The sequence below is a fragment of the Flavobacterium anhuiense genome (assembly GCF_004151235.1).
Taxonomy (GTDB): Bacteria; Bacteroidota; Bacteroidia; order Flavobacteriales; family Flavobacteriaceae; genus Flavobacterium; species Flavobacterium anhuiense_A.
Window position 1 is genome coordinate 37,132 of record NZ_JUIV01000025.1, and the last position, 16,350, is coordinate 53,481.

4 protein-coding genes and 1 pseudogene are annotated in these 16,350 nt (G+C 33.2%); all 5 read right to left on the minus strand.

Going from position 1 to position 16,350, the window contains the following annotated elements:
• Positions 1–65: 65 nt before the first annotated feature.
• The gene (locus NU08_RS20695) at positions 66–5,903 is read right to left on the minus strand and encodes a VWA domain-containing protein (RefSeq protein WP_129748949.1); all 5,838 of its coding nucleotides are present in this window, start codon (positions 5,901–5,903) and stop codon (positions 66–68) included.
• 15 nt (positions 5,904–5,918) lie between these two features.
• Positions 5,919–13,328 carry a hypothetical protein gene (locus NU08_RS20700; RefSeq protein WP_129748950.1) on the minus strand — a complete coding sequence of 2,470 codons (7,410 nt, stop codon included), beginning with the start codon at positions 13,326–13,328 and terminating at the stop codon, positions 5,919–5,921.
• A gap of 402 nt (positions 13,329–13,730) precedes the next feature.
• Complete coding sequence (locus tag NU08_RS20705) at positions 13,731–15,029, minus strand: hypothetical protein (protein WP_129748951.1); 1,299 nt, start codon at positions 15,027–15,029, stop codon at positions 13,731–13,733.
• Between the two features lie 495 nt (positions 15,030–15,524).
• Positions 15,525–16,172: a hypothetical protein gene (locus NU08_RS20710; protein WP_129748952.1), complete on the minus strand. Its 648-nt coding sequence runs from the start codon at positions 16,170–16,172 to the stop codon at positions 15,525–15,527.
• Positions 16,173–16,258: 86 nt separating this feature from the next.
• Positions 16,259–16,350 (minus strand): annotated as a pseudogene (locus NU08_RS22535) (transposase); the annotation flags it as partial.

Sequence of the window (16,350 nt, forward strand, 5' to 3'; positions counted from 1 at the left end):
TTTTAAATGTTTTATTAAGTCCTGAAATAAATACCAATGAATCAAATCATTGGTATTTATTAATTTTAAAGAGTTAGGATTTTTTCATCGCTGCTGACCATGCCTGATGAGTTTTCTGAGATTGTTTTGAAATGATGATAGATTCGATTTCCATTTTCATCTTTGATAATCAATTCATCATTTTTTAATTTTGTCAGCTGAAGCGGTAAGGCAACATTTTCGAGATTTGTTGAAATTTCATGAATCTTCTCCCAATTCCCTTGACCGTTCATTTTATATAAATGATATTTACCATTATAAACCGTTTTCTCCCAGTTGAATATGATAGAAGTAATCCTTTCTCCGTTTGCCCCTGTGACAGTCCTAGATGCTTCTAAAACTGGAGATTCAGGCGAAACACTATCTACCATAACTGTTGCTGTAATTTTTGATGGCTGTGAAGGAGTATAATCAATATTTATAATTGGATTTTCTGTTGTTGATTCTGGATCTGCATATTCAATTTGTTTAGAAACAGTAATTCTGTAAAAAATACCATCACCAAATGGGACTTCTTCTAAATCTTCAAAATCATCGTAAACGGTCCAGACATTTTCAAAATCCGCAGATAGAGTATTTTCATCAATTACAATTTCTTTAGCTAGTTTCATCGTTCTGATAGACTGAGCTTCAAGCGTTGTTGCAGCACGATAGACATTAATTTTTCTGATTTTATATTCTGGCTGATACGCATTTAACTCAATCTGAACCGCAGGCTTAATTCCTAATACTTTATTTTCAAGAATTGGCATAATTCTTTTAATTTCGGGAGTTTTAGGTGGAGTAGAAGCTACTAGTCTTACAGGTCCTAAAACATCACTGAATTCTCCAAAATTCATCTTAATGTCCATTTCACGAACAGCATAGAAATAGATGTTTTGAGAATTTCCATCCAGATTAAAATCGGTAAATTGTACTCTGTTTTCGGTTTCACTTACAACCTTCATCATTGGTGCAATGTCAAAATCAGAATCAGTTGGTTTTAAAGCATTTCCATTTTTATCTTTAATGGTCTGTTTTTTATTAACAGGTACATACTTATTGTCCTTGATATGCTCATAAATTACAGGCACTTCAGTTAATGGAACAAAGGCATTGTAAATAGCTTGTTCAATAAAATATACCGCTAACATTGGATCTTTAACTTTTTTTGAAACTAAAACCTTATTTAATGATGTAATCGAAGTTATCGTTGGCTCATCTGTATCTTGTGTTTGATTATGCCATTTGATAAAATCATTAATTAGTTCTATTAATTCATCATTGTCAGGTAATGGAAACTGATAATTTTCTTCAGATTCATTTTTTGGAAAAACATCATATTGGCCTCTTGTAGCAAGTCCGTTAAAATCTAAAAAATCTACCCATCGTTTGTTGAAATCAATTTCATCATTTCCTCCCAATTTGTTCAATTCTTCACGAATTGTACTTACAGTTGTTGGTTTGTATAAAACATTCAGCAAATCTTCGTCATTAGCTCTATAATGCAATAGGCCATAAGGTTTTCGTTCCTCATTATATTTGGTCGTAAAAGTGAAAGTTGAACGATTGTAAAAATCTGGACGTGTTGCATACAAACTGCCCCCAATAATCTCTTCAGGTTTTTCAGTTTTCTCGACCTTGACAGCATACATTGGACAAGGAATGCTAATTTTTGATTTGTAGCCAATAGTTGCTTTTGAATGCGTACTGATTCCAAAACTAGAGTAGTGTGTGCTCTCATTTTCTCTTGGCTGAATATTTTCCTTTGTAATTCCTGAAACATGATCTGCATACAAATAAACCTTGTAACTTGGATAATAGTTTACACACTGAGAAACATAATCATTAGCGTAATTTGTTGGCTCATTTTCTTCGCGAGGACCATCTTCTGCACCTAAAATTTCATCATAGCCCTCAGCCATAGTTTGTGTGGTATAGTTGCCAAGTTTGAAATCTGGATCATCGATATACAAGACTAAATCTCCTGTTGTACCGATATTTTCGGTTTTATAAACCTTAAACTCTTTTCTCGATTTTACAGGAACAGGATTTCCTTCTTTAAAAGCGCTTTTTGTAAACAATCTCACAATACCATTTGCCCATTCTACAGAGTTTTCTTTCTCCGATTTAAATTGAAGATGCTGAGGTAAATTGAAATTTTTGAAGATGATTTTATATAAACCTAAATGTTTCCTTTCAGTTTTCAACGGAATCAGATTACCTTCTTCATCCAGTTTATACTCTCCTTTTTCATCCATTTCATAAGAGTTCTCAAAAACTCTTTCAATTACAGCATTCTTCCAAACTCCTCTTGTTTTTTCGACTTGCAGATTCTCTCCGTTTTCATTGGTGTGATCAATAACTTCACGATGAATAACATTTAAATTCTCAGGATATTGAATTGTAAAATCAATTTGAGGCTGATGCCAGTTAGATGCCGTTTGCATGTTTTGCACCAGTGTACATAATCTGCTTTCAGGATATTTAATGTCTAGAATTTGTTCCGAATCGATTGTTGCATCTCCATCAGCATGAAGTTTGTCGGTTACCTCTTTTTTCAATACTTCAATTAGAGCATAATCAAAAACATCATTAAAATTTTCATCTTTTTTAAGTTTAACTTCGATATTTTGAATTACATAATTTTGATCTCCAATAGTTAAAATTCCTCCGTCAAATCTTGTTTTATTAGCATTATCTAATCCGATTTTAACCTGCTGACCACTACTGATAATTTTATACTCTCTTATTTTTACAATTGCAGTAAGGTTATTGACAGTATCGTTGTCAATAATTTCAATTTCACCATATTCAACTTCCGGAAGTCCGTCTTTGTAGTACAGTTTAAAATGATCCGCAAGTATTTCTTCAGTATCAGGAAAAATAGATTCTGTATCGGTTTCTGCATCTTTAACAGATATTTCTTTTGGGACAGGGTAACTTAACAATTCTTGGGCAGAATAATAATCAAACATAATTCTGACCAATGTTTTGTCTGCTCCGGTAATCTTGTCTAATAATTGTTGCTCTGATTGAGAAGTAAACAATAATGGATTTTCTTCTGTAACCAAAAGCGCATTCATATTGCTCGGAGGCATTAAATTATTGGCAGGTTTAATATCAGATTTAATGCTGATTTGGCGTCCAGATGTAGCTCTCGAGAAAATATTAATTCCGTATCCTTGATAGATATACGTGTTTTCACCTGTTTTTTCCTGAATAGCATTTAAAACTGATTTTCCAGACTTAGGAATGTAAATTGGAACAGTTTCAAATTCTGATTCTTTTAGATTTTGATTGACGCTTTTGTACTCAACATCATGTGATAATTCTGGATTTTTCCATATTGTTTCAGAAGCAATTTTATGATCAATTCCTAAATAAACAGGGAAAGTAAAAGTACTTCCATCATATTCTAATGATGATTTGAAAAAATCATCTTGTGATTTAGGATTTGTAGTTACAGTATCATAATCCATGATATCATCCATAAATAAACTCACAAATCGTTTCTTTCCATCAAAACTATAACCTTCAGGATCTGTAATTCTGTTATTTGGATTTTCATCCGAATCAACATTTAATCCTGGAACAATTTTGCTTAACTGCACAGGAAGAGGCATACGCTCTGTATTGATAGAAGTTGGAATACTCATTGAAAGATGTTGTACTTCTTTTCCTTCTGGATCTTCATCTAAACTTCCAAAAGTGGTATATTCTGTTAAATAAATATATTCTCCATCATAAACTTCCTCATCAAGATCTAAACAGCCTAAACCTAACATACGCGCAATATGATAATCGTTTGCAGCTATGTTTAAAAGATCTAGATAAGATATTTCAGTTAAGTTTTCAGCGTATTGTTGCACTTCTCCTTCTTTTGGGTCATTAATAGGTATCTTATCTCCAAAATGAATATCTTTTTTGGCCGTCGGATTACCTGATTTACTTAGCTCAATATATTTCAGAACAATATCTTTGATGTTTTCGTCAGTAATATCATCTTCAGCAGTTGGTCTGTTCCATTTTGCTTTATAGTTTTTAATGTTTACATATTCACCATCATTAAATTTTAACCATTTTCCATGAACAGTATTTAACTTTGGCTCCAGCTGTTCAAAAACTTTAAAGTCGTCTGTGTCAAGACCGTATTTTCCTTTTAAAGTCCAGTCTCCATTAACATTAGCATTAGTAATGAAATCAGAATAAAACTCAAATTGAATAGAGTTTAAAAGGCAATAATTGGCTTTAAATCGAATACTTCTTCCATTTTCAGCAACTACACGGACCTTATCGTTTAGTTGTGCTGAAGTATAGGTTTTACGGATGCTCACGTTTTTAGCAACTGCGATTTTGTTTTCAGCAACCGATAAAGTTTCCAGTTTTACACTTTTTGAAGTATTTGAAGATGAAAAATCTAATTCGGCTGCAAAGAATAAATCGGTTTTGGTTTCAATCTCAATCAAACTATTTCCATAAGCCTGCATAAAATCTACGGGATTAGTTAATGGATCAATCCTAAGTTTAATTGATTTATATTTTTTATCATCTTTAAAGTTAACATATACAGATCTTTGCGGATTTACTGTTTTATAAATCCAAAGTGCTTTTTTGTTGTCTACAACATTTGGATTTTGGGTTAAATCTACTGTTTGGCTGATTTTTGTGTAAGGTGCTCTGTAGACTTTTACAAAATCATCAGGTTTATTAAAGCTTGAATTAGAATTTTGTCCATCGTACAATTCTCCTTTTGGAAGGTGATTTTCACCTAATTTGCCAGTCAGCATCCATCGAAGATGAATTCCTTTTGTACTGTCAATTCCTCTTGAACCTGCTGCGGCGATATGTAAATAGGCCGACTGCAGATTTGTTTTTTCTGAAGAAATATCAATGATTGATGATTCTCTCCCAACATTAAAATTAATACTTATTCCTAAAGGATTAAAAACACTGTTTAGATCTACGAGAGCTGAAAAATGACCAAGTGCTAAAGCTTTTCCTTCAATTCGAATTGGAACTTCAACTTCAGATTTCCCTGGAATTATTACCGAGTTGTCAAGCTTAAAAATAAGTCCATTTAGATTTTTTTCTTTATGAATTTTGGTTCCACCGCTTAAAGTCAGTGGAACTCTACTCTTGTTTCTTAGAACTAAAGTTCCACATGGTGTACTTACTCTTAATCCTTTTCTTAAAGAAGGATAAACTAAATTATCGTCAATAATGCTGACGTTAGGAAAACAGCCAATTTGTAAATCAGATAAATTGGTTGCTAGTCTATTTAATTCAATTCCTAAAGTACTGAAATCAGGAACTCTGATATAATCTGATTCTAAGGCAGAAGTCTGATCATTTTTTAAAATTGGTGTTCTTTCTAAAAAGTTTGTCAACGGTGTCGTTAGTTCTTCAATAGTATCAAACGAACTTGTCACTCCATACACAAAAACTTTCGAAGTTAGATTTAATTCAGTAAAAAGATTTTTTAAAAACTCAGAATTATTGACTTGCAGACCGTCAGTAACAACAAAAACGATATCTGGAGTAACAGATAAATTTTTGGCAACATTTAAACCAGAAGCCCAATAATCTGATTGAATGCTTTCATTGCCAAGGCCATATAAATCAATCCAATCAATAAAATCCTGATAATTACTAGAAATTTTTTTCTGGATAACGTTATCGGGTCTAACAGCTGTATCGCTGTTAGACATTCCGATTAACGAAAGTGTGATATTACTTTGTTTCTGAGAATTGATAAATAAAGATAATCCGTCGCGAATTTGCTGTGCTTCGTTTCCATTGATCGAACCTGATTCGTCGACTACAATTGCTACATAAGTTGCACAGCCCGAGAGCTGGCTTTCCTGAAGATTTATAGAACTCATTTTTTTCTTATTTTTTTAAAGATTTGTATTTTGTAATGGCAGTATCTGCGTATCAATAATGTTTGTTAAAGGACCAGTTCCGTCATTATTCCACATTCTGTATTTAAACCTGATTTTCAAGTTTTCTATTCCTGAAATGGTTTTGCTGTTATGCATAATCAAAGCTTGTGAGTAATCTTTTGAATGCAGTACACTATATCCAGATATTGGGTTTTCTGATCCATCTAAAACAGAAATCGTATCTTGAATTTCTTCCAAAGGCATTTTAGGAATATTAAAAGGCTCTGGGTTTCGAACTAAAAGTGCTATCGTTGCTCCAGTATTCGTATCAATAATTCTATTTACTTCAGTACCTTGTGCAGGATCAAGAGGAGAAAGTTTTAAGATTCCTTCGGTCGCACGATCAAACAAATGCTGATATTTTGTAGCCATTGAATCGCTCAATGCATTTGCCGAATTATCAGTTTTAGGAGCAATCAAGTAATGCAGAGCATCAATACGTTCCTGATCCAGATTAACATTCACATCATACAAGGCTTCTTTAGTTTTTTCTTCATCAACAAAATAACTCTGAACTTGTTCTTTAAAATCTTTGTAGCGTGAAGTCTGGAATCCAAATTGATGTACGAGGATATTTTTGCTTTCACTTGATATTCCTATTTGCGCACCATCAAAATAGTTATTGACTAAAACAGTATACAGTTTAGAAGGTTTTAAATTGGTTAAAGTTGTTTTGTATTTTAATGATTTTGGTTTTAAAGGTTGTCCTAACACAAGTGTGCATCGCGTCTTAGAAGGATCTTCAATAAAATTGTTTAACATTCTAACACCCAATGGAATTCTAGGATCATTATCATCAGTCCACTCTAAATCATTATCTTTTTCTATCGGTTGTGGATAGGCGATTTCTTCTTGTCCTTCTTCCAATGGTTTTATTGGATATTCAATAAGTAGATCAGTCAGAGGATCTTTGATGAAAAGATTTAGTTTCCCTTCAATTTCAGGTCTTTCAGTTTCATATTCTGCCCAATTCTTAAACATATGAGAAGTATATGTACTCGTAAAGAATAAAGAAATATCACATTGCTCGTTGCCGTAGAATGAAGGTTTAGACTGTAATAAACTTCCATCTGCATTTGGATAAGAACGATTATAATCCAGATAGCTTCTTAATGAAGTCAGCGGAGATTTAGACAATGCAGTCAATTCATTTTTCGCCGGCGGATTTTGAGGATCAACTGTTTCAGGATCCTTAACAGGAAAATGTCCAATTGGTCCGAGAGTTTTAAATCCATAGTAATATTTAAATTCTACAGGATTCTTTTTATTATCATCAACCGTATCTGTCAAAGTAAAATCTAAACAGTACGTTGTATTTGGTCTCCAAATTGGCTGTACTGTTGTTTCGACAGCATTTTTCATCGCTTGTAATTGCCCAGCTACGGCAGGAATATCCAAAATCGTTTTATTATGATAATACTCTTCTTTACTAAACCAATCTACTCTCTGAATATAAGTAGTGTAATTAAGTTCTGGATCTTCAGTATTTACTAGACTTGAACAAATAATTGCATCAGTTGTAATTATCTTCGAAGTTTTAATGCTTCTTCTAAAATCTAATCCACTAATTAAACCCAATACTGTATAATTGATACTTCCGACTGTCAGAGCAGCTGTCGAAGCAGTTACAGAAACTTGTTCGGCAGGATGTAAAGAACAGTTATCAAATGCATCGCTAAACAATGAAAAATAAACACCTTTCTCTTTTGGTTTGCTGGAAAGCATCAAGATTTCATTTACAGACGGTTCATTTTGGATATGAATGATTGAAGCATCCTCTACATTTGTTTCCCTTTTAATTAATCGTGTTTGGGTTAAAGTTTCATTCAATACAAACAAATAATGCGTATTGTAAGCCAAAACAGAATGATCATTTAATGTCTGATTAGATAAATAAACAGCCGAATCAAAAATGGTGTCATTTTTTACTAATGAAAGAGTATTTCCATCGATCTGCGCCAAGGCAAACTTGCCATTCGATAATTTAACTGAAAGGAGTATTTTATTATTCGCAATTATGGCATCGATAATTTCAACTACTTCAGTTGTAGAAATTACTTTTGTATCCGTTGCAGAAATTACTTTTGATGCATTGTCGACATTTAAACGGATAACTTTTTTATCCTTAGTAATCAAACTGAATTCTGAATCGTTATGCTGAAGAACTTTAACTGCTTCTCCGTTAATTTTAGAACGATAAATCACAGTTCTGTCACTTCCTTTAATCCAACTGATTTGAGTTTCATTTGATAATGTATTGTTAATCCAAAGAAGGTCATTATTTGCTAATAGCAATATTTTGTTGAAACCTAAAGAATAAGTATTCAAATATTGCGTGCCTAAAATCGGATTTAGTTCTTCATCCATTTCGACAATTGCAGTTGCGGCAATAGGAGAGGAGCATCCTACAATAAAGTCAAGATCAATTGTTGCTTCTCCAATTCCTTTACATTGTTCTGCGTTTAAAGCCTGAGTTGCCAGTAAATTGCCATTTACAACCTGAAGAGAAGTGACAATTCCGTTAATTAAACGCTCTCTAATAATTGAACCATCAGAATTGACTTGTAATAGAATCGTAGTTTTCGCATCTTCTTTTGGATGGAATGTTACTACATACGAATCATTGAATTTAATTACTTGATCAAAATCATATAAAGTTCTCCCATTATAGCCGTAATAATGTGTAAAAGTCAATGCATTTGGATTACCTCCAGTATTAGCATTTTCATTTCCAGCATCCAATTTCAGATTTGTCAATTCAGTCATAAGAGAGGCGTATTTAGCAATCTTTATAGGATCTGTCAATGTAATTTCAGTTTCTCCTGTTAATTCGCCATACGTATCATCAAATAATGCAGCAATTTCGTTTCTGATTTCTTTAATGCGTTTTGCATTTGCTGAAACTGGGCTAATTACAATTTTGTCTATCTTTTTCTTCTGGCCATCAATTTCCTCAGTATATAAGGTAATCGCTTTTGCAAATTCTGCTTTCGTATAAGTTTGTTCTATAGAAAATTCGTCTATCTCAGTTTTTCTAAAGTTTGCTGGCGCGTATGATACTAATTTATCTCCATCATTAAAAAAGGCAGTATAAGCTGTAATTTTTACTTCTTTAGCCTGAGTTGTAAGCCTTAATTCTGGATCAATAGCAGATTCAGGAAAAATAATTTCTAACTCGTTTTCATTTCTAAAAGACAATGATCGATTATATCCAAAAGGATTTTCATCAGTTGTAATACTCATGAAATCGCCACCTTCAAGCGTGTATTGATCTTCAATCACAGAAAGTTCTCCAATAAGTTTGAAAAACAAACCATTGATTTTATCAGCTTCGTACTGCATTGGCACATAGTAACGCTTTCCAATTTGTTTGTTAAGGAAATCCATATGCTGTTTTTCGATTTGTGTTGAAGCACAAAATAGTTTTGTAGACGTAATTCCTAATTGTTCAGGAACATGCCATCCTGGTTCGGCTGCACTTAAAAACGAAAACGGATTTGTTGCTAATACTCTAATAGAATCATATTGGTCAATTGCTTTTTGCCAATGTGCCCAAGGTAATCCCTTTAATTCATTGGTTCTTTCAGTATCTTGTACAACTGCTTCAAAAGGATTATAATCTACCCATTCAGAGCCATTCCAAGATTTCAAATTGATCGATTTGATTCCGTATTCATGCTTAACTTGACGTATTGGTCTTCCGGCTTTAGATGTCGCTTCAGGAGGCATTAAATCAGTATAGTTTTTAGCTTCACCAGTATATCCTCCTACTTTTTTGTTTAATTCGGAGCTAGGAACCAATCCTTTTGCCATTTTAATGTCGATATAAGTATCTAAAGGAATTACCGAGGTAATAAACTCAGGTCTTGGAGTGCCATCTGGATAAAGCTTTTTGCTTTCATAATTTTTTTCGCCAGGCAATTTGAAATAATCCAAAGCAAATGCCTGATTGGTTAGCATATGCACTCCTTTGACATTTTCTAATGTTCTATCATCTTCTCCGTCTCCAACAGTTCCTTTAGGAAGTGGGCTGTATGGCGTACGATCAACTACTCGGTTAAGATCCCATTGCAGTTCAACGGTGAAATTTTTACGTACCCTCACAAAAGCAATCTTCACACGAACACTTAGTTCTAGTCTAGCATAAATCAAGAAAGGTTTAAATGATTCAACAGAAAATATCGTATCTAAAGCAATTTCAACATTAATAATCCAAAGCTTAATTTGGATTCCTCCACCAGCGCTAATGTAACCACCCATTTGAGGACGTTTGAATGAGATTTTTCCACCCATTTCCAAGTAGGCCCATAATTTAACTTTGGCTGGACCAAAACTCTGCTGTAATTTGAAATCTAATCTAGCTCCAGCTTCGATACCTTGAGCAGAAATCATAATAAAAGATTTTGCGGTAAATAAGGTTAAAACTTCTGCCGTAATAGGATCTTTTTTAGAACCGAGATTTACGTACCAAGGTTTCTGATTCTTGAAGAAGAATCCAGCTTCTAACAGTGCATGAAGCTTAATGATCTGTCCGCTGTCTTTTGGAATACTAAAATCTGCACCAGCTGCTAGTTCTAATGAATCATCTCCAAAAGCAACCATAGCAAAAAATGGCGGATTGCTAGGGTCATCTTCAATCAGTCCTAATCGTGAGGAAATAACATTCAACCCTGCTTCAATATAAAATAGAGTAGGCAGAGACAATAAAAGCATGGCTCTTAAAGACAATACATGTCCGCCATCTGCAACTGTTCCAAAAGTGGCTCCAGCTCCAATAGAAAATGGAGTGTTGTATTGCATAGAATCTGGTGGGCCACTGAATTTTTTAATGTTAATACCAGGTTTTGGATGTTTATAATAATCATACCAAGAATTATCTTTTGTTAATCCTACAGCCTGTTTGGTGGCGACATATCTAAATCCTAATAAACCTCTAAAGGCATTAATGGCTAAAAATCCAAGCGGAATAGGAACGGGCAGTTCAATACTAGCATCAATTAAAAAGGCGGGGTATTTAGGCATAAAACGCATTCCTACACTTCCTGAAATTTTTGCTTTTGGCAGTTTCAAACCAACTTCACCAATAAATTCTTTAGATTTTCCTGGTTCAGGAAGCGAAATCATACCGTGGATAATTGCCATAGCCGAAGCTTCTGTTGCAGTTCCTGGAATGATTAAATCGACTTCAATAGTTTGGATTCTTAAAAAGGAATCTTTTTTAAGACCGTTTTCGGAGTTCTGATCAGTAGAGTAATAAAATTTAACCCCTTCACCACGAGCATCAACTCCAAGCGGATTGATACTGATGGCACCATCAAATCCCCAGAAATTATATTTACGGCCATTAATTTGGGTTGAACCAAAGTTGATGTTCGTAACTGCCATTTGAACTGGACCTAAATTGACCGAAAGACTGATAGGAATTGGAATAGATCCGCCCTCAACTTCAATATTTCCGTCGCTGTACACACGCAATTTTTCAACCTCAAATCCTTTCCCTTTTAATAAACTTCCCATTAAAGTTCCTTCAGGAAAAGAAACATAACAAGAAGTTCCTAAATAGTAATCTTCATCTTGTTTACCAAGTTCAAAACTGTGGAAATCAATATTAACAAGGTCAAATAGATTTGCTTTTGGTTTATTATCTTTTGGGAATGAAGCAGTAAGGTTAAAATCTCCATCATCATTTAAGTGACCTTCAAGATTGACTTTTAATGCATCTCCATTTTTTTCTGTAAGTTTTGGAATTTCTAAAGCACCTTTAATGTTAGAGCTAGTAACTTTATTTTGTTTGAAAGTAATATCAAATTTATTGAAGCCAACTTTGAATCCTTTTTTCTCAGAACCAATAGTTTTCCAAAGTGTATTATCGTAAAGTTCTGCTAGGAAATTTTGATAATCTTTTGCTTCGGTAAAAATATAAGTGGTCGAATCGTTAATAGTTGTTAACGATAATGGATAATCAAAAGCGTATGGTAAGCCTTTACTATTTAATTCTTGTAAAAAGACAAGTAAAGACGAGTAATCGGCAATTTCTTTTTTATTGGCCACACCATTTTCGTCCTTTTGGAACATGATGATGGGGTAATTAAAATTGAATTTATCGTTGAAATAACTAAAAGCACCATCTGTACTCGGTACTGTTTCCAGATAAATATTTCCAGAAAGTCCGCCTGTACCTATTAATAAATCTGATGCGCCAATTTGTAGTGTTGGAGCTGTACTTCCTGGCGTTTTAGGAATATCATTAAACCATTTTGAAGGAAAAGTTACTGAAACAGCACGAGCATAAACTCCAACGAAATCATTTGGGCGTCCGTCAGCATCAGCTTCCGAAATATTGGTTTTTTTGCTTAAATCGACTTTTAAAGTATCTAACTGAAGAAGTAAACCTGTGTTGCCGATCATGGCATAATTTGAAGGAGCAAGAGATCCTCCCATTTCTAATTGATAGCCAATACCTTCTTCGGTATCTGCATACAATTGTGCCTCAGCAAATACGAACATCGATTTTTGAGTTCCATCACCATAATCAGTTCCATCGGAGTTGACAGGTTTTAAGATGTTTCTTGGAAACTCAATTCCAGCACTTAAAGCTAAGGTTGCTTTTGCTTTTGGAGTAATAATTCTTTTAATGTGAGCTTCGATTCCATCTGGAGCTACAATGTTGTAGAAATCTTGCAATTTTTGCTTGATTTCGTCTAAAGTAAAACCTTCTTTAGCGATATAAATTCCAAATAATAATAGCGGAATCGATTTTGTAATTATAGTACTATCGTTGATGAGGTCAATAATACCTCCAATGGATTGTTCTACATTTGTTGGAAATTCCAGATTAGTATTTTGAAGCGTATTAATATCTTCTAAAAGCTGTTCGTATTTTGTTTTTCCTTCTTCGGCTTCCACAAAAATATTCATCATATGAGCTACAACTTGTTCTTCGCTGATGCGGAAAACCTGAAGACCCACAGCATAAAAGTCCTCCATAGAAAAAGAGAAATTGCTGGAGCTGAATGTTTTTAAGAAAGCCAGAATTTCCCACTGATATTCTAATGTAATGGGAAATGATGATATAGAAGAATCATTGTCTTTTAGATCTGGATTAAGAACCAAACCTAGACCAAAAGGCAGAGGCAGAGCCAGTTTTTTGCTTGATACAATATCAAGACTATAAAAGGCAGAATCACCACGATACCCTTTTGAATATTGTAAATTTTTGTAATGGATTTTATCAAAAATGGAATTCAAACCATCTTCGACAAACGATAAGAATTCTGGTAAATCGTCTACAGTAATTATCTCGGACAATCTCGGATAATATCGCGCTGTAGGAATTGGAACCGCAGGAATTGGATTAGTTGGCATATTCTAATTTTGTTTTTGACTTTAATTTTGTTCGTATTCTGAATGATTAAATTGGAGTAAGATCGAACCAATCTTTGCGATGTAAATGCATAGTTTTTTAGGATTTTTCTAAGCAGTTTTTAGCAATTTATCTGCTTAATGATTTTTTCAAAAGACTAAAGTTTTTAAGAGTTTCAGAACCTGTTTTTTTCTTTTGACAGTGTAAAGATGAGCCTAAAAATGGAGCTTAAAAAAGAGCTGCTTAGCGGTTTAACATGGATGTTCTGAGGCTTTACAGGGTTGTAAAGAGAGTGGATAAGATTAGGGTAAAAAGTAATAAATTTAGAGTTCTGTAAAAAGATGGTGGTGTCTCATTTCTATTTTTGAATGAGACAGCCACATCATTTATAGTTACCTATTTAATTATATTTTTAAAAAAAGTGAAGAATAGTTTGTGAAAATTGGTCTTGCATAAACATTTTTAGAGTTCTGATTTGTAGAGTCATCGAATAAAACACTTACTCTGTATTCTAATGAAATTGAGGCATCTGAAAATTTCAAATCTGTATAATTTCCAACATAATCAATTGTTTGTAAAAAATATTTCTTGTAATTCTCTAAGATTTTATTACCAAAAGTATCGTAAGTTGTTTCTGAAAACATTAAGACAGAGCCAAGAAGATCACCGCTTTGGCTTAAATTTGTTTGTATTGGGATTTCATAATTTCTAATACTATTTTCTGTCGTTACGTCCGTTCTTTCAACAGAATATAATTTAATGTATTGACTTCCTGAAAACTTGCAATTATTACCTTTTAAATAAACTTCAAATAAAACAGATTTAGGAGCAATTAATGAGGGTGAATAATTTCCATTTTTAATCAAATAGTTATCAAATGTTTTAAATAAATAATTTCCTTGATTAGAAGAGCCTAAAGCACCCGAAGCAATAGATGATATCGATGATGCTGATGTATTTACATAAGTTCCTGATACAGATGCAGAACTTGTGTATGTTGATCTCCAAGTCGTTGTTAAAAAATTTCCAGAATCACGACTGTCAAATATTCTATATCGGGCATTGTTTATAACATGATAAAGTTCTCCTGTAAGATCTCGTTCTATTGCACCCTTTTGAGGAGATGAAGTTAGCACACCGTTAGGAATAACAAGAGCAGGAATTGTGGAAGTCCCAATAGGTAATGTAAGACGATTTTTTAAGGAAATTCCAGTAACATCGATTGAAATAGAATCATCGGCTACTCCTTCAACACCTATTTGAAGCGTTTTTCCTTGATTTCCTCTTATACAAAATTTGTATGTATCCGTCATAAGATAGCCTGAGTTTCCTATTTTCAAAATATTATTAAAAGTCCAATTACCGACAATGATTTCACTTTTTCTCTTCATCCATTCCCACCAATTAAACAATTTCAAGCGACTAACTACTTTTTTATCTTCAGGAACTGCTGCACTAATTTGAGTTTCCGTATCAGAAGCTAGGTCTACGGGTTTAAGATCAATCATGTCTTTCAATACTTTCCCTTGTCTGGCATCTAAGGTTTTACCTTCGGTGATGCAGTCAAGGGCATTGTAACTTTCGGCTTGAAGATTGTTTGCATCGGTAAACTCTAATTCACCATTCTGATTCGTTTTTAAAATTTTGTTTGGCTGATTTTTTTCTAAGTCCGCCACTCTGATTCTGTTGTGATTTGTACTCATTTTTAATTAATTTTTTACGGGTTTAAATAATTTATAGGCTTTTAATCGGGCTTATAGGGGATTACCGTAATTCATTCAGATATATAAGACACTTACAAAAAGTTGTTGATTTTGGATGATTGCAAGTAATCTGAATGTTTAAAAATTGTGTTAGTGGCGTCACAATAGGGTTTTTATTTTACAGAGCTGTAAAACAAAGAAATAAGGTTTGTATTGGTTTAGATATAGCCAATAGCAGAGTAGGGAAACTTATAATTTTAAGTTTCCTGAGTTTTTTAAAATGTAATTTTTTGGAATTTAAGAGATTTGATTTCTCTTTTGATTTTAAAAACAACTCAAAGATTTTTTGTCTTTGAGTTGTTTTATTTTTTTGTATATCTATTTTAGGACAAGACAACTTTGCGTTCACGAGCGGGACGCTCGCGCCAGCGGGAGATCGGGCTAGGTGTGATAAACCTAGTGATTGTTTTCTTCTTATCTATTAAAGTTTATAAATTATGCAATTATTGTAGTTGGCAAAATAGGCTCAAAACTATGGAAATAGGTATTGCCTAACCAATCGAAATGAATAGAATTAGTTGAAGATAAAAATTCATTTACACTTTGGTAATCATCATCATATATATAAATATCACTTACATCATTGTTTTCATTATATGATACACTCAAAAAATGAGATTCATATTCATTCCTTTTATAAAAATTCAGATCTCCATAAAAAAACTTTCTTCTATTTTTCAATTGATTTGTTTCTAGATCAATTGTACATGAAGCAATCAATAATTTTTCATTGTTAAAAACCTGTCGTCCTTTAACATCAAGTTCTCCATTTTTGTAAAAAAGATATTCCCAATAAACATCACCATAATTGTTTGTTTGTTTATTGTAGCAAAATGTCCAATAAGGAGCTGTAGTTGAGTGTTGATTTATTATTAGTTGTAAATCTTCATCTGGTGATAAATAATATTCTCCTCCTTTTAAAACAACGCTTTTATTTGACCTTCCTTGGGGACCATACTTTTCAATTAATTTTAGTTCATTACCATTAATGAAAAATTCTTTATTGTAGAATTGTAAAAAAGAAACTTGTTGATCTGTAATATAATTGCCACTATCATTTGTGTGTTTTATAACTGTACTCATAATTTTAGTATTTAAAATTTAAAAAAGGTTCTAAATCGTAAGCCCCCCCTGCTGGCGCGAGCGTCTCGCTCGTGCACACAGGAAAGTCAATTAATATCAATTTCTAAAACAGTTTGATCGTTATCGCCATAATTTCTAGCAGAGCTGTATTTCCAATCTACAGGATTAGTTACAAAAC

What these genes read in the sequence shown, in the direction of transcription:
- NU08_RS20695 (WP_129748949.1), bottom strand. Translation starts at nt 5,903, where the DNA reads ATGAGTTCTATAAATCTTCAGGAAAGCCAGCTCTCGGGCTGTGCAACT.
- NU08_RS20700 (WP_129748950.1), bottom strand. Translation starts at nt 13,328, where the DNA reads ATGCCAACTAATCCAATTCCTGCGGTTCCAATTCCTACAGCGCGATAT.
- NU08_RS20705 (WP_129748951.1), bottom strand. Translation starts at nt 15,029, where the DNA reads ATGAGTACAAATCACAACAGAATCAGAGTGGCGGACTTAGAAAAAAAT.
- NU08_RS20710 (WP_129748952.1), bottom strand. Translation starts at nt 16,172, where the DNA reads ATGAGTACAGTTATAAAACACACAAATGATAGTGGCAATTATATTACA.